The organism is Actinomycetospora callitridis (genome assembly GCF_028737265.1).
Taxonomy (GTDB): domain Bacteria; phylum Actinomycetota; class Actinomycetes; order Mycobacteriales; family Pseudonocardiaceae; genus Actinomycetospora; species Actinomycetospora callitridis.
This window is the reverse complement of the sequence record NZ_JAQZAK010000002.1, coordinates 934,656-951,247: the sequence shown is the minus strand read 5'-3', so window position 1 is coordinate 951,247 and position 16,592 is coordinate 934,656. Positions and strand designations below refer to the sequence as shown.

The following is a 16,592-nucleotide window of genomic DNA, read 5'->3' as shown; positions in this document are numbered from 1 at the left end:
AGCGAGGGCGCCGATGATGGAGCCCGAGGACGCCGACCCGTTCGGTCTGCTCGAGTCGCTACGGGATCTCCGGAGCTCCACCTTCCGCCCGCTCGAGTCCGGCTACGACGCGCTGGACGCGCTGGTCTCCGTCTGCCGGAACACGGTGCCCGCCGCGGAGGCCGCGGCCATCTCCTACGCGGGCCACGGCCAGGTGCGGTCCACCCATGTCACCCACCCCGAGATCGGCGTGATCGACCGGTGGCACAACCAGACCGGTGCCGGCCCCCTGCTCGACGAGGCCGCGGCCCAGCCCATCCACGGCTCGGTCCTCATCGTCGAGGACCTCACCCTCGGGATCGAGTCCGGCGAGTACGCGGTCGGCATCAGCCCCCCGTTCCGGTCTCTGCACTCGACCACGCTGCGCAGCCAGGGCGGCCACCGGACGGCACTGGATCTCTACGCCACCCGCCCCCACGCCCTCGGACTCCCCGCCACCGCGATGGCCGAGATGTTCGTCCGCCGGGCCACCCAACTGCTCTACGGCGCCGACGAGACCCGCGCCGGCCGGTACCAGCTCGCCGTGAGCCTCCTCAGCCGGTGTCTTGACCTGGCGCTGCCGGACGCCGAGGACCTCCTGGTACCCCACCTCGACGACACCACCAAGGACCCGGTCGTCGTCGCCGAGCAACTCATCGACCACATCACGGGCACCGACTACTCCTAGTCGACCAGCCACCTCCGAGCTGCGCGCCGACCGAACAGGACCTCGGGTGCGCGATGGCGCTACGGTGTGACGCAGGTCGACCGCACGGCCGTGATCCGGACACGGGGCATCTGTTCCACAGCGTTTCCCTCAGTCCCGTGCTTCATGTGCATCCCCGATCTCCGCCGCCGGGTGGGGAGGGCAGATCGCCGCGCATGTCGCTTCGGCTCTGCCCGACAGCGCGTTCGATCGCCTGCGCCTCGTGCCCACCGCGTTTCGTGTCACGGGGGGAGCACACCCATGGACGCCCGGCATCCCGAGGACCTCGTCGTCGCCCTGCGCACCGCCGCGCACGGGTTGGTCGAGGAGCGCGGCGTTCGCGACCTCGAGCAGACCCTCGCGCAGGTCGTCGCCTCGGCGGTGGGCACCGTCCCGGGGGTGGACGCGGGCAGCATCTCGATCACCGAGCACGGCCGCGTCGAGACCCGCCACCCCACCAGCGAGAGCATCCGCAAGCTCGACGAGAAGCAGAGCGAGCTCCACGAGGGCCCGTGCATCACGGCGATCGAGGACCCACCCGAGACCGGGACCGTCGTCGCCCAGGACCTCGCCGGGGCCGACGCCGACCGCTGGCCACGGTTCTCGCCCTACGCCGCCGAAGCCGGCTACCGGGCGTTGATGTCGACGCAGCTCTCGGTCGAGGGCGGCGTCCGGGCCGCGCTGAACCTCTACTCGGCCGAACCCGACGCCTTCGACGACGAAGCACAGACGCTGGCCGGACTGTTCGGCATCCAGGCCGCCGTGCTGCTCTACGGCGCGAACACCGCCGTCCACCTGCAGCGCGCGGTCGACAGCCGCGACCTCATCGGGCAGGCCAAGGGTCTGCTGCGCGAGCGCTTCAAGGTCGACGACGAGGGCGCCTTCCAGATGCTGGTGAAGTCCTCCCAGGACACCAACCTGAAGCTCACCGCCGTCGCGCAGTGGCTCCTCGACAACGCCGACACCTCCGGCTCCCGCCCCGAGGCGAGGGAGGTACGCCGATGACACCAGGCGAGGGCGCCCGCGAGCAGGCGCCGTCGACCGCCCGGCCTGGACCGACCGGGTGAGCCGGGCCACACTCGTCGGCGGAGGCACAGGCCCAACCGCCACCGTCTGACGCTCTCGCAGGGCGCGAGAGCCGGGGCCGATGAGAGCTGATGGCCGACAGCGACCTGAACCCGCGGGATTGGCGCGACGTCCGGGTGCTGCGCGCCCGGGCCGTCCTGGCCGAGGCGCTCGTCGTGGACCTCGCCGAGGCCCACCAGGGCTTGCGGGCGCACGCCGCCGCCACCGGGGTCTCGGTGCACGACGTGGCCCGCCAGGTCTGCGACGGAGACGTGGTCATCGATCGTGCACTGTGCGTCGTGGCCCGGCCCCCCGTGGAGTGCCCCGACCTCGTGGAACGGGCCAGGAACGCCGTCGAGACGACCCGCAAGACCTACCTGTGCCTCGCCGACGCCGCCGAGGCCCTCGCCGCCACCTACGACCGACTCGCCGACACCCGTGAGGCGCACGCGCGCGAGGCCGGCGCCACGACGCCGGGTGAGGACGTCCGTGTCACGCGCCGCAGAGCCGACGCCGAACGACGGGAGGCGCAACGGTTCCGCCGCGCCGCCGAGGGGCCGCACGACGACGAGGGCCGGCGCTGAGCCGGTCGGACCGCGCGGGGTCGGCACTGGGGCAGGATCCCGACGATGAGCGTCCAGGTCGGTGCGCGGGCGACGCACACCGCGGTGCTGGTCCTCGTCCCGGCCGCCGAACCCGTCGTCGGCGCGCTGCGCGACGAGCTGGACCCGTCGGCACCCCAGGGCGTGCCCGCGCACGTGACCGTCCTGTTCCCGTTCGTGCCCGCCCGGGCCGTCGACGACGGCACGGTCGCGACGCTGCGCCGCGCGGTGCGGGACGTCGCGCCGTTCTCGTTCCGCCTCGACGCCGTCGGGTGGTTCGGCGACGACTACGTGTGGCTCGCGCCGAACCCGCCGGACCCGTTCGCGGCGCTCACCGAGCGCGCCGCCCGCGCCTTTCCGTCCCACCCGCCGTACGGGGGTGAGCACGAGCCGGTGCCGCACCTGACCGTCGGGTACCGGCGCCACTCCTCGCTCGCGGCGCTGCGTGCCGCCGCGGAGCAGCTCGCGCCGAGCCTCCCGATCACGGCCGAGGTCGATCGCGTCCACCTGCTCGCCGGGTCGTTCGACGTCGGGTCCTGGCACGTCGTGGCCGAGGCGCCGCTGCTCGGCGACGCGTCGGTCACCCGGGCACGGAGGCGGTGACGAGGTAGTAGCCGATCGCGCCGAAGAGGCGCCCGGTGCGGTGGAGCTCGGCGACGGTCGACGTCCAGCGCTGCCCGGCGGCGGCGTCGATCACGCCGGCCCGTGCGGCGGCCGGGCCGAGGCTGCCGAAGTACCGCGCGCCGAGGTCGGGGGAGAAGACGACCATGCGGCTGGTGAGCTCCACGTCCTCGAGACCCAGGTCCTCGAGCTTCCCGCGCAGGTCACGCACCAGGCGGGGGTTGACGACGGACGTGTCGGCCTCGTGCGCGAGCACCGCTCGGACCAGCGCGGCGTCCGGCACGTTGAGGGTGTTCGTGTCGAAGTCCGGCGCGATGATCGCGATCCGGCCGCCGGGGCGGGTCACGCGGATCATCTCGGCGAGCGCGCGGTCCGGGTCGTCGAGGTAGATGAGGACCCGTTCGATCCGGGTGACGTCGAAGGCGTGGTCGGGGAAGGGCAGGTGCTGGGCATCGCCCGTCGTGAGGTCGAGGTGCAGGCCCTGGGCCTCGGCCCGGCGGACGGCCTCGGCGATGAACTCGGCGGAGAGGTCGATCCCGGAGACGGCCCCGCCGGGCTGCACGAGCGGCGCCAGCCGGAGCGTCTCGAGCCCGAACCCACAGCCGACGTCGAGAACCCGGCGGCCCGGCCCGATCGCGGTGCGCTCGATGGCCAGCGCCTTGAGCTCCCGGAGCAACGGCAGCCGGTCGAAGGCCTCGAGCGCGGCGACGTAGGTGGACTCCGCGGAGTGGTCGATGTCGGTGAAGTCGTGCAGGGAGATGGCCGGTGTCCCGGACGCGGGCGTCTGCTGGGCGGCCACGGTGCCTCCGGGTGCTCGGTGCTCGGCGGGAGATGATCGTCGCCCATCCACGGCGGGAGCGGAACCGGCCTGCGCCGTCCGTCGCCGTACCGTGAGGGCCGTGCCGACCCGCGCCGTGCTCGCGACCGTCGGGGCGTGCGCGCTCGGCGCGGGCGTCGCGGCGGCGATGCTGCTGTCCGGCGGGTCGCTGCTGCTCGTCGTGGTCCTCGTCGTGGCCCAGGTCGCGCTGCTGGTGGCGGTGCGGGACGGGGCGCGGCGCGCGCGGCGGTTCGTGCTGGCGTGGTCGGCGGAGGCGGGGCTCACGCACGCCGTCGCCGGGGACCCGACCGTGGTCTCGGCGCTGGTCTACCTCGCGGTCGGTCTGGTGTTCGCGGCGGTGGCCGTCGCGTTCCTCGCGTTCTTCCGGCCCGGGACCGACGAGGAGCCGCGCGCCGACACCGCACCGCTGCCGGTGGTCGACGGCGACTGATCCCCGGCGATCCCCGGTGATCCACGGAGCGATACGGACACTGGGTGTCTGCATCTCATGGAGCACGCCGAGAGGGGCACCCCGCTGACAGGTAATCAGTGGCATCCGGCCGCGGTCGGCGCGGTGTCGTACTCGTCGTGGCGGCGCCACCAGACGTACGGGTCGCCCTGCGGCGTGCCGGGCGGGGAGTCCTCCCACGACTCCTGGCGCCCGAACGGCGTGATGTCCAGGAACGACCAGACGCTGCCCAGCTTCTCGGTGCCCCGGCCGTCGATCATGTACGTGCGGTAGACGTCGTCGCCGTCGCGCAGGAAGACGTCGAGCGCGAACGAGCTGTCGTGGCCGAGGTCGTCGAAGAGCTCACTGTCGGCCGCCGAGTAGAACGGCACGGTCCAGCCCATCCGCTCGCGGTAGGGCAACGTCTCGGCGAGCGGGCCGGAGCTGATCACCACGCGCGTGACGTCGCGGGCGTTGAGGTGGGCGGTGTGGCCGAACTGGTCGACGAACATCGAGCAGCCCTCGCAGGGGCTCTCCGGGTCGGTCCACATGAACTTGTAGGCGATGAGCTGGCGGCGCCCCTCGAACACGTCGACGAGGCGGACGGGCCCGTCGGCGCCGTCGAGGACGTAGTCCTTCCCGAGCGCCTCCATCGGCATCCGCCGCCGGGCGGCGGCCAGCGCGTCCTGAGCGCGGGTGGCCTCCTTCTCGCGCACGAGCATCTCCTCGCGGGCCTTGTGCCACTCGGCGGAGGTGACGACGGGGCGCGCGCTGAGGTCCATGACGTCGATCCTAATTCCGTACCACGCGATCCTGTCAAGCGAGGGCGAGGGCCGGTGTCGGGGTGCCTCGCTACGGTCGTGGGCGTGGACGAACAGGGGGACGCGACGGACGAGGGGCTGGGTCTCGACGAGGTGCTGCTGGCGTTGCGGCGCGACCTCGTCGCCGCGCGGGGGCGTCGCGACGAGGGCTACGGGCTCGGGGTGCGCGAGGTCGAGATCGAGTTGGCGGTCGAGGTGCGCCGCCGGCGGGACGCGAAGGGCTCGGTCGGGGCCAAGTGGTTCGTGCTCTCGGGGGAGGTGTCCGGTGGGGGCGAGCGGGAGCGCACCGACACCCACCGCATCCGCCTGACGCTCGGCCCGGTGGCCGACGAGGGCGAGGCCGAGGAGGAGTCGGGCGGCGACGCCTCGATCAGCGTCGTCGGGCCAGCCATCGCGGGCACGCTCCCGGAGGCCGACGAGTCGGATCGGCGTGGCCAGGATCAGCGCCGCCCGGGACGCCCCGTGCGGTAGTGGCCCGGGTCGGTGAGCAGCAGCTCGCGACGGGTGCCGTGGTCGGGCCCGATCCGGTGCGCCAGCCGGCCACCGTGCAGGGCGACGAGGCCCTCCTGCAGCGGCTCGTGGTGGGTCGACGCCGTCGCGTCCACCAGGGCCTCGCCGACGACGTCGGGACGGCCCTCGCGGCGGGCGGCGCGGTCGACGGCCTCGACCACCCAGAGGTGCTCGGGCAGGGCCGCGAGCCGGTAGAGATCGGCCAGCGCCGGGTCGACGCCGCGCGCCCACAGGCCCTCGAGGTACTCGTCGCTGCGCACGACGAAGGTGCGGAACGTCAGCTCGCCCGCCGCGGCGGCGCGGGCCACGGGCTCGTCGTCCTCGGCGCCGCGGAGGTAGCCCGCGAACCACAGACGCCCGGCCGCCTCGGCGCGCTCCGCCGTCACGTAGATGGCGGGCAGCAGCGGGAGGATGGCGGTCTGCCAGGGGCGGTGGGCGTCCTCGGGCTCGGCGAAGGGGTCGTCGACCTCCAGGTACGGCCCGCGCGCGTCGTCGTGGCGCCACAGCGTCACGCGACGGTCGTCGCCGGGGCCGCGCCGGTACGCGACCACCACCCAGGCGTGGCTCGACGAGATGACCAGCGGCGGGAGCTGGCTGTTGACGTACCGGCACAGCACCGCGCGCAGGGAGAGCCGCCCGGCCTGCGGGTCGGCGCGGCCCCCGGGGACGACGTCCGCGGGCTCCGCGACGGTGTCGGCCGCGGCGTCCTCCTCGGGTGTGGCGGGCAGGTGCATGAGCCCGGGGGACAGGCCGAGGCGCGTGGCGCCCGAGAGCATCTGCTGCACCGACAGGCCCTCGCTGGGCACCTGACGGCCGACGATCACCCCGCCGAGCGCGGCGTCGTGCACCTCGGCGGTGAGCCGGCGCGCCAGGCCGTGGGCGAGGTGGGCGTGGCGCAGCACCATCCAGAGCGTCGCGTGCGCGCAGCGCAGGTACTCCGCGTCCTGGCTGAGGAACGGCATCGCCGTGATCCACAGCGGGGTGCCGAACAGCGAGACGCGCTCGGTGGCCTCGCAGCGGATCGCCCCCTCGAGGCCGGCGGGCGGCGCGATCATCGTCCGCCCGACCGGGGTGGACGGGAGGGGACGCAGGACGACGTAGCCGCGGTAGGCCTCCGGCCGCAGCGCCGAGAGATCGGCGGGCACGTCGTCGGTGAACAGGTGCCAGCGGTGGCACACCGAGGGGTGGCGGCGGAACAGGCGGCCGTGGAACGCGCCGTGCTCGCTGCGCCAGTCCGGATCGAGGTAGCGCTGCTCGACGACGACGCTGCGCACCCCGTGGCCCCGGGCGATCTCGACGATGCGCTCGAGCGGGCGGCTGCCGGCGCCGCCGGCGTAGAACTCGACGAGCTCGTCCCAGGTGCCGGGCACGGTGACGTCGTAGACCGCGCCCGCGGAGTCGTCCGGCGACCAGGCGAGGAACGGCCAGGTCATCGGCGCCTCGGGCTAGTGGAGGCGGACGCCCTCGGTGTCGATCTCGGCGCGGAGCTCGGCGTCGCGCACACGGTCGAGATCGGCGCGGTAGCGGCGCTGGAGCGCGGGATCGTCGAGGTGCAGACGCGTGGCGAGGTCACCCGCCGGCTCGCCGGGCTCGACGATGCGTTGCCGCGCGGGGCGGGCTGGTGCGTCGGCCATGGGAGCCTCCGGTTCTCGCCGTCGGCATCCACGATACCGGGAGACGTCAGCGATGGACCGGGGTCGGACACGGCGTCACGGTAGACGCGGCCCCCGACAGCCCGGTCTCAGCTCCCGAGCGCCGCGTCGAGCGTGATCGTGGTGCCGGCGAGGGCCTTGGACACCGGGCAGGTCTTCTCGGCGGTCTCGGCCAGCTCGCGGAACTTCGCCTCGTCGAGGCCGTCGACGTCGGCGCGCAGCGTGACCGCGATCCCGCTGATCTCGAAGCCGCCGCCCTTGGCCGGCGACAGGGTGACCTCGGCGCTCACGTCGATCGAGTTCGCCGTGAGGCCCTCGCCGCCGAGCACACCGGAGAGGTTCATCGCCAGGCACGACGAGTGCGCGGCGGCGATGAGCTCCTCGGGGCTGGTCTGCCCGTTGGGGTCCTCGGCGCGGGTGGGGAACGAGACGTTGAACTGGCCGGCGTTGGAGGAGTCCAGGTTCACCTGACCGGTGCCGTCCTGGAGGCCGCCCTCCCAGTGCGTGGTCGCGTCACGGCTCGGCATCGTCGTCTCCCGGGGGATCGGAGGTGGGGCGTGTCGGTCGGCCCGGCCCGGCGGACGCCGGGCCGAGCCAGGTGGCCTAGCGGCCGACGCGCTTGCGCCCGGTCACCCTGTTGTAGATCACCAGCAGGATGATCGCGAAGATGACCGACCCGATCCAGCCCACCGGGTTCGTCAGCTCGAACCGGCCACTGAACAGCGAGAAGACCAGGCCGCCGACGACCGAGCCGAGGATGCCCAGACCGATCGTCATGAGGATGCCGATGTTGTCCTTGCCGGGGACCAGGGCGCGGGCGATGAAGCCGACGATCAGTCCGAAGACGATCCAGCCGAGGATGGTGAGGATCATGGGTCCTGCTCCGTTCCGGGATTCGTGACGTTCAGCCGCCACGTTCCCCTGGATCCTCCTCCTGAACCAGTCCCCACGCCCGTTCCGGCGAGGTTCATCCCCCGGCCACGGCCCCCAGCGCCCTGGCCTCGGAGCCCCCGGACAATCCGGAGCCGGGGGTCATCTCCACGAGATCGAAGACACGCATCGACGAGGCGCGCCCGGCCGAGCACGTGAGCGGCGTGGGCGAGGCGACCCAGCGCTCGCGCACGACCACCGACACCGGCCCGCGTCCGGGGCCGCCGTCGAGCGTCACCTCGACGACGCCCTGCTCCCGCGTCTCGGCGCCGAGCACGCGCAGGGCGTCCACGCGGGACTCACCGAACGCCAGTCGCGCGTGGTGCTGGGCGGCCTGGGCGGGCGGGGAGAAACCGGAGCGGCCGCGCACCCAGACGGTGTCGACCTCGCCGGCGGCGTAACGCTCGACGACGGCCACCGCCGCGGTGGCGGGCACCCGGCCCAGGATGAGGCCGTGGGGGAGCAGGACGACGTTGGCGGCGAACCGGTCGCCGCCGGTGTGCGTGGTCTCCCAGGTGCGGTCCGGGTACGTCGCGGCGAGCTCCGCGGCCACCGGGCGGCCCCGCATCGCGCAGCACGCGTCGTGGCGTCCGTGGGCGCAGACGAGGTAGACGGGCTCGGACGACTCGACGGTCACGGCCTCGACGTCGGCCAGCGCGGCGGGCAGCTCGAGCGGCGAGGCGACCCGGCCCCAGCGCACCGTCTCCGCGCCGGGCGTGGTGTCGACGAGCGCGAAGCGCCCGCGGTCGGCCATCGGCTCCCCGCGGCTGCGGGAGCGGCGGATGAGCTGGAACCGCGCCCCGCGGGCCCGGCAGAACGCGTCGATCGCGTCGAGGACGTCCTCGGGGTAGCCGGCGTCGCCGAGCGCGTCGCGCCCCCACGGCCCCGGGTGCTCCACGAGCAGCCAGCACCGCGCGGGCGGGGCGGTCGCGACGAAGGGATCGTCGCGGTCGCGGGCCGCCTCCGAGCACCGGAAGCCCGTCGACGCGTCGGAGTCCCGTGAGCTCATCTCCCCGTCATACCCGGACCGGGCCGTGGTGGACACCCGGACGATGGTCACGCCGGGCGCAGCACGCCCTCGCGCAGCAGCCGGCGGACGATCACGGCGCCGTCGTCCGGGTCGACACCGGGCAGCTCACCGGCGGCGACGGGGTTCCCGTCGAGCAGGCGCTCGCAGGCCGCGTGCGTCTCCGCCGGAAGCGTGACGGTGCGGTCGGCGAGCTCGAGCAGGACGGCGCCGTCGGACCCGGTCCGCAGCCGGTGGTGCAGGCCCCGCCGGACACGGACGACCGTAGACGCGTCGGCCGAGGTCGACGCCGCGGCCTGGGCGAGCGGGGCGACGGCCTCCGGGCGGTTCCCCGTCCACACGCGCCGGCGCAGACGCCGGGCGACGCTCTCGGCGCGTGCGGGGTCCGGCGCGGCGAGGGTCTCGGCGAGGCGGGCGGCCACGGCCTCGACGTGCGGCGCGAGCGCCTCGGGGTCGGCGGCGTCGATGCCGAGCGGGAGCGAGCCACGCAGCGCCGGGTCGTCGGTGAGCGCGTTGACCAGGGCGTCCACGACCGCCCAACGGGTGAGCACGTGGACGCCGACGGTCAGGTGGGCGCTGACCTCGCCCTGAGCGGTGGCCGAGTGCAGGTAGCCGCGCGGGAGGTAGAGCACGTCGCCCGGCTCGAGGACCTCGTCGATCAGCGGGTCCTCGGTGGCGCGGGCGGCCACGGCGTTCGCGCGGTCGTTCCAGGGCTGCGAGCGCAGCGGATCCGCGTGCACGGGGGCGTGGACGTGCCAGCGCTTGGTGCCTGCGACCTGCAGGACGAAGACGTCGTGCACGTCGTAGTGGGCGGAGAAGCCCTGCGACGACGCGGGCGTGATGTAGGCGTTGGTCTGCGCGGGGTGGCCGAGTTCGGCGGCGAGCTCGGTGACGAGGTCGGCCACGGGACCCCAGGTGCGGTGGACGCCCTGGAGCACGACCGTGTGGCCGTCGGCGAACAGCGCGGCGACGCGGTCGTCCTGCACCTGGTCGGACACCTCGGCGCCGACCCCGCCCTCGCCGGTGAAGTGACGCGAGTCGACGACCGTGCCCTGCTTCGCGATCCGGAGGAACGGGGTGCGCAGTCCGCGCCGGGACAGCAGCTCGTCGACGGCGCCCAGGTCGAACAGGTCCCCGAACGCCTCGGAGTGCTCGCCGTCGGCGTGCTTCGCGAGGTCGGCGGCGCGGGAGAGCCGCGCCTCGCGGCCCCACGCGGCGCCGGCGAAGTCGTCGAGGTCACCCGCGACGAGACGCCGCAGCGCCGGGCGGTCGTGCGACCGCCCGGCGTCCGCGTCCCGGCTGCGATCCGACGAGGGATCGGCCGTGGTGGTCATGCGCTCTCAGGCCCCGCCGTCGGCACCGCCGTCGGAGCCGCCACCGCGGGCGCCACCGTCGGCCGGCCCGTGGGCACCGCTGTCGGCGCCACCGTCGGCACCGCCGTCCGCGCCACCGTCGGCACCGCGGCCGGCCGCTCCGCCGTCGGCCGGGCCGTGGCCCGCGCCGCCGTCGGCACCGCCGTCCGCGCCACCGTCGCCGCCGTTGCCGGCCGCTCCGCCGTCGGCCGGGCCGTGGGCGCTGCCGTCGGCCCCACCGTCGGCGCCACCGTCGGCGCCACCGTCGGCACCGCGGCCGGCCGCTCCGCCGTCGGCCGGGCCGTGACCGGCGCCGCCGTCCGCGCCGCCGTCCGCGCCGCCGTCGCCGCCGTTGCCGGCCGCTCCGCCGTCGGCCGGACCGTGCCCGGTGGTCATGTCGTCGTCGTTCACGTCGCACTCCTGAAGTCGGTCGGTGTCATCGCGGTTCGTCGCCGGCCCGGGCGCGCTCCGCGTGGTGTGCGGGGCCGCCATCGCCGGGTCGGCGGTTGTCGGCGCATCCTGCCGCCGATGCCGCCAGCGGTACCCGTCGGGAGGTGATCTCACGCGCGAGACCACCCGGCGGCGTGGTGTCCCCGGAGGACCGCTGGCAGGCTCCCAGGACATGACCTCGGAGGGAACCGTCGGCACGCTCGTGCTGCTGCGCCACGGCCAGAGCGACTGGAACGAGAAGAACCTGTTCACCGGCTGGGTGGACGTCGCGCTCTCGCCGAAGGGCGAGCAGGAGGCGCGCCGGGGTGGCGAACTGCTCGCCGACGCGGGCCTGCTGCCCGACGTCCTGCACACGTCGCTGCTGCGCCGCGCCATCAACACCGCGAACCTCGCGCTCGACGTCGCCGACCGCGGCTGGATCCCGGTCCGCCGTGACTGGCGGCTGAACGAGCGGCACTACGGCGCTCTCCAGGGCAAGGACAAGAAGCAGACGATGGAGGAGTACGGCGAGGAGCAGTTCCAGATCTGGCGCCGCTCGTACGACACCCCGCCGCCACCGATCGACCCCGACGACCCGTACGCGCAGACCGGCGACCCGCGCTACGCCGACCTCGGCGACGCGATGCCGCGCACCGAGTGCCTCAAGGATGTCCTCGAGCGGCTGCTGCCCTACTGGACCGAGGCCGTCGTCCCGGACCTGCGCGCCGGGCACACCGTGCTCGTCGCCGCGCACGGCAACTCGCTGCGCGCGGTGGTCAAGCACCTCGACGGCGTCGACGACGAGACCATCGCCGGGCTGAACATCCCCACCGGCATCCCGCTGCGCTACGACCTCGCGGAGGCGGACGACGGGGACCTCACGCCCACCAACCCGGGGGGTACCTATCTCGACCCCGAGGCCGCGAAGGACGCGATCGCCGCGGTGGCGAACCAGGGCCGTTGAGGCCCCGAGCGTGAACAACGCCTGAACTGCAGGCCAACCCTGGCTCGCTCGAACGTCGGACAGCTCACGCGGGACGCACGCGGAGGCCCCGAACGGCCCTACCATCGGGAAACGTGGCCGTCCCCGTGCTGGTGACCGTCGTCGTGGCCCTCCTCGCCGCGGCGCTCGGAGCCGTCGCCGGGGCCGCCGCCGTGCGGCGGAAGACCGAGACGGGCCGGGAGCGCTCGAGGGGCCCGACGGTGGCCGAGCTCCTCGCCCGTCTGGTCCGCCGCTCGCAGTCGGGCATCGCCGTCGTCAACCGCTTCGGCGACGTCGTGCTCTCCAACGAGCGCGCCGAGGCCCTCGGGGCCGTCGTCGACGCCCGCCCGGACCCGCGGCTGGCCGCTGCGGCCGCACGCGTCGCCGCGGGTGCGGAGCCCTGCGAGGTCGACCTCTCGCCCCGGTCGTTCGCCCCGGGCTCGACGCCGCAGACGATCGTCGCCCAGGTCCGGTCGCTCGGGGACGGCTTCGTCGTCGTCGACGCCACCGACACCTCCGCGGCCGTGCGGCTGGAGGCGGTGCGCCGCGACTTCGTCGCCAACGTCGGCCACGAGCTCAAGACGCCGGTCGGGGCGCTCGCGGTGCTGGCGGAGGCCGTGCTCGACGCCGACGACCCCGACGAGGTCGCGCACTTCGCCACCCGCATCCTCAACGAGTCCCACCGCCTCGGCGCGCTCGTCACCGAGCTCATCTCGCTCTCGCGGCTGCAGGGCGCCGACCGGCTCCCCGAGCTGGTGCGCGTCGACGTCGACGAGGTGCTCACCGAGGCCCTGCGCCGCGTCCGGGTGCCGGCCGAGGCGGCCAGCGCCGCGGGGGGCGACGACGGGGCCGCCGACCCGCGCGGGCGCTTCCTGCTCGACGCGCCGAGCGGGCTCGAGGTGGCGGGCGACCGCACGTTGCTCGTCACCGCGCTCGCGAACCTGCTCGAGAACGCCGTCGCCTACTCGCCGGAGGGCACGCCGGTCTCGGTGCGCAGGCGCCGCCAGGGCGACCGCATCGAGATCTCGGTGACCGACCGCGGCATCGGGATCGCGCCCGAGCACCAGCAGCGCGTGTTCGAGCGCTTCTTCCGCGTCGACCCCGCCCGCTCCCGCGCGACCGGCGGCACCGGGCTGGGCCTCGCGATCGTCAAGCACGTCGCCGCCAACCACGGCGGCGAGGTCCGGCTCTGGAGCCAGACCGGCGTGGGCTCCACGTTCACGCTCCGGGTGCCCGCCGCCGCCGCGGAGGACGCCGACACGGTGACGGACGGCCTCGACGCCGACCTCACCCTCACACCGGCGGGCTCCGGACCGGACCCGGCCCCGTCCCTGCCCGGAGGTTCGCCATGACCCGCGTGCTCATCGTCGAGGACGAGGAGTCGTTCGCCGACCCGCTCGCCTACCTCCTGCGCAAGGAGGGCTTCGAGACCTCGGTGGCCGGTACGGGGGCCGCCGCGCTCGACGACTTCGAGCGCCACGGCGCCGACATCGTCCTGCTCGACCTCATGCTCCCGGGCATGAGCGGCACCGACGTGTGCAAGGCGCTGCGCCAGCGCTCCTCGGTCCCGGTGATCATGGTGACCGCGCGCGACGCCGAGATCGACAAGGTGGTGGGCCTGGAGCTCGGCGCCGACGACTACGTCACCAAGCCCTACTCGGCACGCGAGCTGATCGCCCGCGTCCGGGCCGTCCTGCGCCGCGGCCAGGACGCCGACGGCGAGGGCGCCGTGCCCGGCGGGTCCGAGCGCCAGGTCCTCGAGGCCGGCCCGATCCGGATGGACGTCGACCGCCACGTGGTCACCGTCGACGGCCCCGGCGGGAGCACCGAGGTGCCGCTGCCGCTCAAGGAGTTCGACCTGCTCGAGTACCTCATGCGCAACGTCGGCCGGGTGCTCACGCGCGCCCAGCTCATCGACCGCGTCTGGGGCGCCGACTACGTGGGCGACACCAAGACCCTCGATGTCCACGTCAAGCGGCTGCGGGCGAAGCTCGAGCCGGAGCCCGCCGCACCGCGGCACCTCGTGACCGTGCGAGGACTGGGCTACAAGCTCGACGCCTGACGATCGCGGCTGTTCGGGCCCCCGCTAGACTCGCCGCCGTGCGACTCGGTGTGCTCGACGTCGGCTCGAACACCGTCCATCTCCTGGTGGTCGATGCCCAACGAGGCGGGCACCCGACGCCGACCCACTCCACCAAGACCGCGCTGCGGCTGGCCGAGCACGTCCGCGACGGGCGGCTCGCGGACGAGGGCGCGGACGCGCTGGTCGCCTCCGTCGCCGACGCCCGCCGCCAGGCGATCGAGCTGGGCTGCGAGGACCTGCTGGCGTTCGCGACGTCCGCGGTGCGCGACGCGTCGAACTCGAACGCCGTGCTGGAGCGGGTCCGCATCGAGGCCGAGGTCGACCTGCACGTGCTCTCCGGGCCCGACGAGGCGTCGCTGACGTTCCTCGCCGTCCGCCGCTGGCTGGGCTGGTCCGCGGGCCACCTCCTGGTGCTCGACATCGGCGGCGGCTCGCTGGAGATGGCGGTGGGGCGCGACGAGGCCCCGGTGCACGCGATCTCCGTGCCGCTGGGCGCGGGCCGGCTGACCCGCGACTGGTTCACGACGGACCCCCCGCAGCGCCGCGAGCTCAAGTCGATCACCGAGTACGCCCACGAGGTGCTCGCCCCGGCCGCCAACACGCTGCTCGGCGAGGGCACGCCGGACCGCGCCGTCGTCACCTCCAAGACCTTCCGCTCGCTCGCCCGCCTCACGGGCGCGGCCCCGCGCAGCGCCGGGCCCCGGGTGCGCCGGCGGCTGTCCGCGGCGGGCCTGCGCCAGGTCGTGGCGTTCATCTCGCGGATGAGCTCCGCGGACCTCGCCGAGCTCGAGGGCGTGAGCGCCAGCCGCTCGCACCAGCTCGTCGCCGGCGCGATCGTGGCCCACGAGGCCATGACCGCGCTGGGCCTCGAAGAGGTCGAGGTGTGCCCCTGGGCACTCCGCGAGGGGATCATCCTGGGGCGTCTCGACCAGGTGCAGCCGGGCGGTGGGGTGCTGTCGGTCGGCGGGCCCCTCGCGACTGGACGACCGACCCTCCACGAGGCACGGTAGGTCGGGTGAACAGGGACGACGGGCCCCGTCCGGGCACCCAGCGCAGCGTGGCCGAGCTCCTGGCCGCGTACAGCGCGGAGTCCCAGCAGCCCCGGCGTCGCCGCACGAACGAGCCCGAGGACGACGGGGCCGCCGGCTCCGCCCCGGAGGCGCCCGGCGGCTACGCCGGTGGGTACGACCAGGGCGGCTACTCGGGCGGCTACGACACCGGGGGCTACGACACCGGGAGCTACGAGCCGGGCGGCTACGACACCGGCGGGTACCAGTCCCCCGGACACCAGACCGGGCAGGACGACGGCGGCCAGTACGGCGCGGGCCGGTACGACAGCGGCCGGTACGACGAGGGTCAGTACGGCAACGGCCAGTACGACAACGGTCGGTACGACGGCAACCCGTACGGCGCCGGCCAGTACGACAGCGGCCCGCAGCGGACGGGCCAGTACGACACCGGCCAGTACCGGACGGGCCAGTACGACACCGGCCAGTACGAGACCGGCCAGTACGACGGCGGGCGCTACGACTCGGGTGGCTACGACTCGGGCGGCTACGAGCTCGGCGGGTACGACGACGGGAGCCGCGCTCCCGGCCACGACCCCCGCGGGCACGGCCCCGGCGCGTATCAGCAGCCCCGGCGCGACCCGTGGCCGGCCGGCCCGTCCGGACCTCCGCCGGGCCCCCCGCCGAGCCCCCGTCAGGGACCACCGCCCGGCCCGCCCCCGGGCCGTCCCGCCCCGCCGACCACCGGCACCCAGGCCTTCGCGGGCCCGCCGATGACGAGCCAGCCCCCGAGCGCCCAACCCACGGCCGCCCAGCCCACCGCCGCCCACCCCACGGAATCCCAGCCCACACGGGGCATGCCGGCGGGACCCGGCGGGGTCCCGGCCGCCCGGGTCGGGGACGGCGGCCCCGCGACGGCGGCCTCCCCGCGTGCCCAGCCCCTCGCCCAGCCCCCGGCCGCGTCCCCGCAGCGCGGCGCCGGCCCCGCGGAGGACCGCGGCGGCCCGGCGACGGCGGCCTCGCCGATGGCCCGTCCCGACCTCGACGACGATGACGACGAGCTGGACGACGAGTACGACGACCGGTTCGAGGACCGGTTCGACGACGAGCCGGACGACGCCCCCGCCGGGCTCGGGCGCGCCCCGCAGCGCACCCGTCTCGACGACGGGGACGAGCTGGACGACGAGTACGACGACGAGCCCGAGGAGCGCCCCAGCTCGGCCAAGGACTGGGCAGTGATGATCGTCCAGCTCGTGCTCGGCGCGCTGCTCGGCGCCGTGCTGTGGACGGTCTTCTCCTACCTGTGGCAGGAGCAGCCGGTGGTGGCGCTCGTGCTCGCCGCCGCCGCGACCACCGGGCTGGTGTTCGGCGTGCGGGCCCTGCGACGTTCCGACGACCTGCAGACCACGGTGCTCGCCGTCGTCGTGGGACTCGTGGTCACCGTGTCCCCGGCTGCGATCGTGCTGCTGAGCCGCTGATCCGTGGCGTCCCACCCCTCCCCCCGCGGGGGCCCGCCGGTCGC

Annotated in this window: 20 protein-coding genes; 11 read left to right on the top strand and 9 right to left on the bottom strand. The window is 74.8% G+C overall.

Annotated elements, in window-relative coordinates; all coding sequences use genetic code 11:
* Positions 1-13: 13 nt before the first annotated feature.
* The 4 genes from PH191_RS10485 (at position 14) to PH191_RS10470 (ending at position 2,994) form a co-directional block, all read left to right on the top strand.
* Entirely contained in the window at positions 14-706 is a 693-nt protein-coding gene (locus PH191_RS10485) for a hypothetical protein (protein ID WP_274194509.1), read from the top strand.
* Positions 707-985: 279 nt separating this feature from the next.
* Positions 986-1,729 carry a GAF and ANTAR domain-containing protein gene (locus tag PH191_RS10480; protein WP_274194508.1) on the top strand — a complete coding sequence of 248 codons (744 nt, stop codon included), beginning with the start codon at positions 986-988 and terminating at the stop codon, positions 1,727-1,729.
* Between the two features lie 152 nt (positions 1,730-1,881).
* Positions 1,882-2,373 carry a hypothetical protein gene (locus tag PH191_RS10475; protein ID WP_274194507.1) on the top strand — a complete coding sequence of 164 codons (492 nt, stop codon included), beginning with the start codon at positions 1,882-1,884 and terminating at the stop codon, positions 2,371-2,373.
* 45 nt (positions 2,374-2,418) lie between these two features.
* Entirely contained in the window at positions 2,419-2,994 is a 576-nt protein-coding gene (locus PH191_RS10470) for a 2'-5' RNA ligase family protein (RefSeq protein WP_274194506.1), read from the top strand.
* On the opposite strand, the gene PH191_RS10465 is transcribed toward PH191_RS10470, so the two are convergent.
* Positions 2,972-3,811 carry a methyltransferase domain-containing protein gene (locus PH191_RS10465; protein ID WP_274194505.1) on the bottom strand — a complete coding sequence of 280 codons (840 nt, stop codon included), beginning with the start codon at positions 3,809-3,811 and terminating at the stop codon, positions 2,972-2,974. The genes PH191_RS10470 and PH191_RS10465 overlap by 23 nt on opposite strands.
* Positions 3,812-3,911: 100 nt before the next feature.
* Between PH191_RS10465 and PH191_RS10460 the strand changes: the two genes are divergently transcribed.
* Positions 3,912-4,280 carry a hypothetical protein gene (locus PH191_RS10460; protein WP_274194504.1) on the top strand — a complete coding sequence of 123 codons (369 nt, stop codon included), beginning with the start codon at positions 3,912-3,914 and terminating at the stop codon, positions 4,278-4,280.
* A 95-nt stretch (positions 4,281-4,375) separates the two neighbouring features.
* On the opposite strand, the gene PH191_RS10455 is transcribed toward PH191_RS10460, so the two are convergent.
* Positions 4,376-5,059 carry a DUF899 domain-containing protein gene (locus tag PH191_RS10455; RefSeq protein ID WP_274194503.1) on the bottom strand — a complete coding sequence of 228 codons (684 nt, stop codon included), beginning with the start codon at positions 5,057-5,059 and terminating at the stop codon, positions 4,376-4,378.
* 84 nt (positions 5,060-5,143) lie between these two features.
* On the opposite strand from PH191_RS10455, the gene PH191_RS10450 reads away from it, so the two are divergent.
* Positions 5,144-5,569: a trypco2 family protein gene (locus PH191_RS10450; RefSeq protein ID WP_274194502.1), complete on the top strand. Its 426-nt coding sequence runs from the start codon at positions 5,144-5,146 to the stop codon at positions 5,567-5,569.
* Here the strand turns inward: PH191_RS10450 and PH191_RS10445 are convergent.
* The 7 genes from PH191_RS10445 to PH191_RS10415 form a co-directional block, all read right to left on the bottom strand.
* Positions 5,539-7,041 (bottom strand): hypothetical protein, encoded by a 1,503-nt coding sequence (locus PH191_RS10445; RefSeq protein WP_274194501.1) that lies wholly within the window; start codon positions 7,039-7,041, stop codon positions 5,539-5,541. The genes PH191_RS10450 and PH191_RS10445 overlap by 31 nt on opposite strands.
* A gap of 12 nt (positions 7,042-7,053) precedes the next feature.
* Positions 7,054-7,242: a hypothetical protein gene (locus PH191_RS10440; protein ID WP_274194500.1), complete on the bottom strand. Its 189-nt coding sequence runs from the start codon at positions 7,240-7,242 to the stop codon at positions 7,054-7,056.
* Positions 7,243-7,349: 107 nt separating this feature from the next.
* Positions 7,350-7,787 (bottom strand): OsmC family peroxiredoxin, encoded by a 438-nt coding sequence (locus tag PH191_RS10435; RefSeq protein ID WP_274194499.1) that lies wholly within the window; start codon positions 7,785-7,787, stop codon positions 7,350-7,352.
* A gap of 76 nt (positions 7,788-7,863) precedes the next feature.
* On the bottom strand, positions 7,864-8,133 hold the full coding sequence (locus tag PH191_RS10430) for a GlsB/YeaQ/YmgE family stress response membrane protein (protein WP_274194498.1): 270 nt from the start codon (positions 8,131-8,133) through the stop codon (positions 7,864-7,866).
* A gap of 94 nt (positions 8,134-8,227) precedes the next feature.
* Positions 8,228-9,199, bottom strand: coding sequence for a sucrase ferredoxin (locus PH191_RS10425; protein ID WP_274194497.1), 972 nt, complete (start codon positions 9,197-9,199; stop codon positions 8,228-8,230).
* A 47-nt stretch (positions 9,200-9,246) separates the two neighbouring features.
* Positions 9,247-10,551: a cupin domain-containing protein gene (locus PH191_RS10420; protein WP_274194496.1), complete on the bottom strand. Its 1,305-nt coding sequence runs from the start codon at positions 10,549-10,551 to the stop codon at positions 9,247-9,249.
* Positions 10,552-10,557: 6 nt separating this feature from the next.
* Positions 10,558-10,980, bottom strand: coding sequence for a hypothetical protein (locus tag PH191_RS10415; RefSeq protein WP_274194495.1), 423 nt, complete (start codon positions 10,978-10,980; stop codon positions 10,558-10,560).
* Positions 10,981-11,191: 211 nt separating this feature from the next.
* Here PH191_RS10415 and PH191_RS10410 point away from each other — a divergent pair, with 211 nt between their 5' ends.
* The 5 genes from PH191_RS10410 to PH191_RS10390 all read left to right on the top strand — a co-directional run bounded on the left by PH191_RS10410 (position 11,192) and on the right by PH191_RS10390 (position 16,548).
* Positions 11,192-11,962, top strand: coding sequence for a phosphoglyceromutase (locus PH191_RS10410; RefSeq protein ID WP_274194494.1), 771 nt, complete (start codon positions 11,192-11,194; stop codon positions 11,960-11,962).
* 113 nt (positions 11,963-12,075) lie between these two features.
* On the top strand, positions 12,076-13,332 hold the full coding sequence (locus tag PH191_RS10405) for a sensor histidine kinase (protein ID WP_420791776.1): 1,257 nt from the start codon (positions 12,076-12,078) through the stop codon (positions 13,330-13,332).
* Complete coding sequence (locus tag PH191_RS10400; protein ID WP_274190920.1) at positions 13,329-14,042, top strand: response regulator transcription factor; 714 nt, start codon at positions 13,329-13,331, stop codon at positions 14,040-14,042. The genes PH191_RS10405 and PH191_RS10400 overlap by 4 nt, the downstream gene beginning before the upstream one ends.
* 38 nt (positions 14,043-14,080) lie before the next feature.
* The gene (locus tag PH191_RS10395) at positions 14,081-15,073 is read left to right on the top strand and encodes a Ppx/GppA phosphatase family protein (RefSeq protein WP_274194493.1); all 993 of its coding nucleotides are present in this window, start codon (positions 14,081-14,083) and stop codon (positions 15,071-15,073) included.
* Positions 15,074-15,078: 5 nt separating this feature from the next.
* The gene (locus tag PH191_RS10390; protein ID WP_274194492.1) at positions 15,079-16,548 is read left to right on the top strand and encodes a hypothetical protein; all 1,470 of its coding nucleotides are present in this window, start codon (positions 15,079-15,081) and stop codon (positions 16,546-16,548) included.
* The last annotated feature ends 44 nt before the right edge of the window (positions 16,549-16,592 follow it).

Bases quoted from the DNA above. Each gene is read 5' to 3' on its own strand.
- PH191_RS10485 (WP_274194509.1), top strand. From the start codon at position 14: ATGATGGAGCCCGAGGACGCCGACCCGTTCGGTCTGCTCGAGTCGCTA.
- PH191_RS10480 (WP_274194508.1), top strand. From the start codon at position 986: ATGGACGCCCGGCATCCCGAGGACCTCGTCGTCGCCCTGCGCACCGCC.
- PH191_RS10475 (WP_274194507.1), top strand. From the start codon at position 1,882: ATGGCCGACAGCGACCTGAACCCGCGGGATTGGCGCGACGTCCGGGTG.
- PH191_RS10470 (WP_274194506.1), top strand. From the start codon at position 2,419: ATGAGCGTCCAGGTCGGTGCGCGGGCGACGCACACCGCGGTGCTGGTC.
- PH191_RS10455 (WP_274194503.1), bottom strand. From the start codon at position 5,059: ATGGACCTCAGCGCGCGCCCCGTCGTCACCTCCGCCGAGTGGCACAAG.
- PH191_RS10445 (WP_274194501.1), bottom strand. From the start codon at position 7,041: ATGACCTGGCCGTTCCTCGCCTGGTCGCCGGACGACTCCGCGGGCGCG.
- PH191_RS10440 (WP_274194500.1), bottom strand. From the start codon at position 7,242: ATGGCCGACGCACCAGCCCGCCCCGCGCGGCAACGCATCGTCGAGCCC.
- PH191_RS10435 (WP_274194499.1), bottom strand. From the start codon at position 7,787: ATGCCGAGCCGTGACGCGACCACGCACTGGGAGGGCGGCCTCCAGGAC.
- PH191_RS10430 (WP_274194498.1), bottom strand. From the start codon at position 8,133: ATGATCCTCACCATCCTCGGCTGGATCGTCTTCGGACTGATCGTCGGC.
- PH191_RS10425 (WP_274194497.1), bottom strand. From the start codon at position 9,199: ATGAGCTCACGGGACTCCGACGCGTCGACGGGCTTCCGGTGCTCGGAG.
- PH191_RS10420 (WP_274194496.1), bottom strand. From the start codon at position 10,551: ATGACCACCACGGCCGATCCCTCGTCGGATCGCAGCCGGGACGCGGAC.
- PH191_RS10410 (WP_274194494.1), top strand. From the start codon at position 11,192: ATGACCTCGGAGGGAACCGTCGGCACGCTCGTGCTGCTGCGCCACGGC.
- PH191_RS10400 (WP_274190920.1), top strand. From the start codon at position 13,329: ATGACCCGCGTGCTCATCGTCGAGGACGAGGAGTCGTTCGCCGACCCG.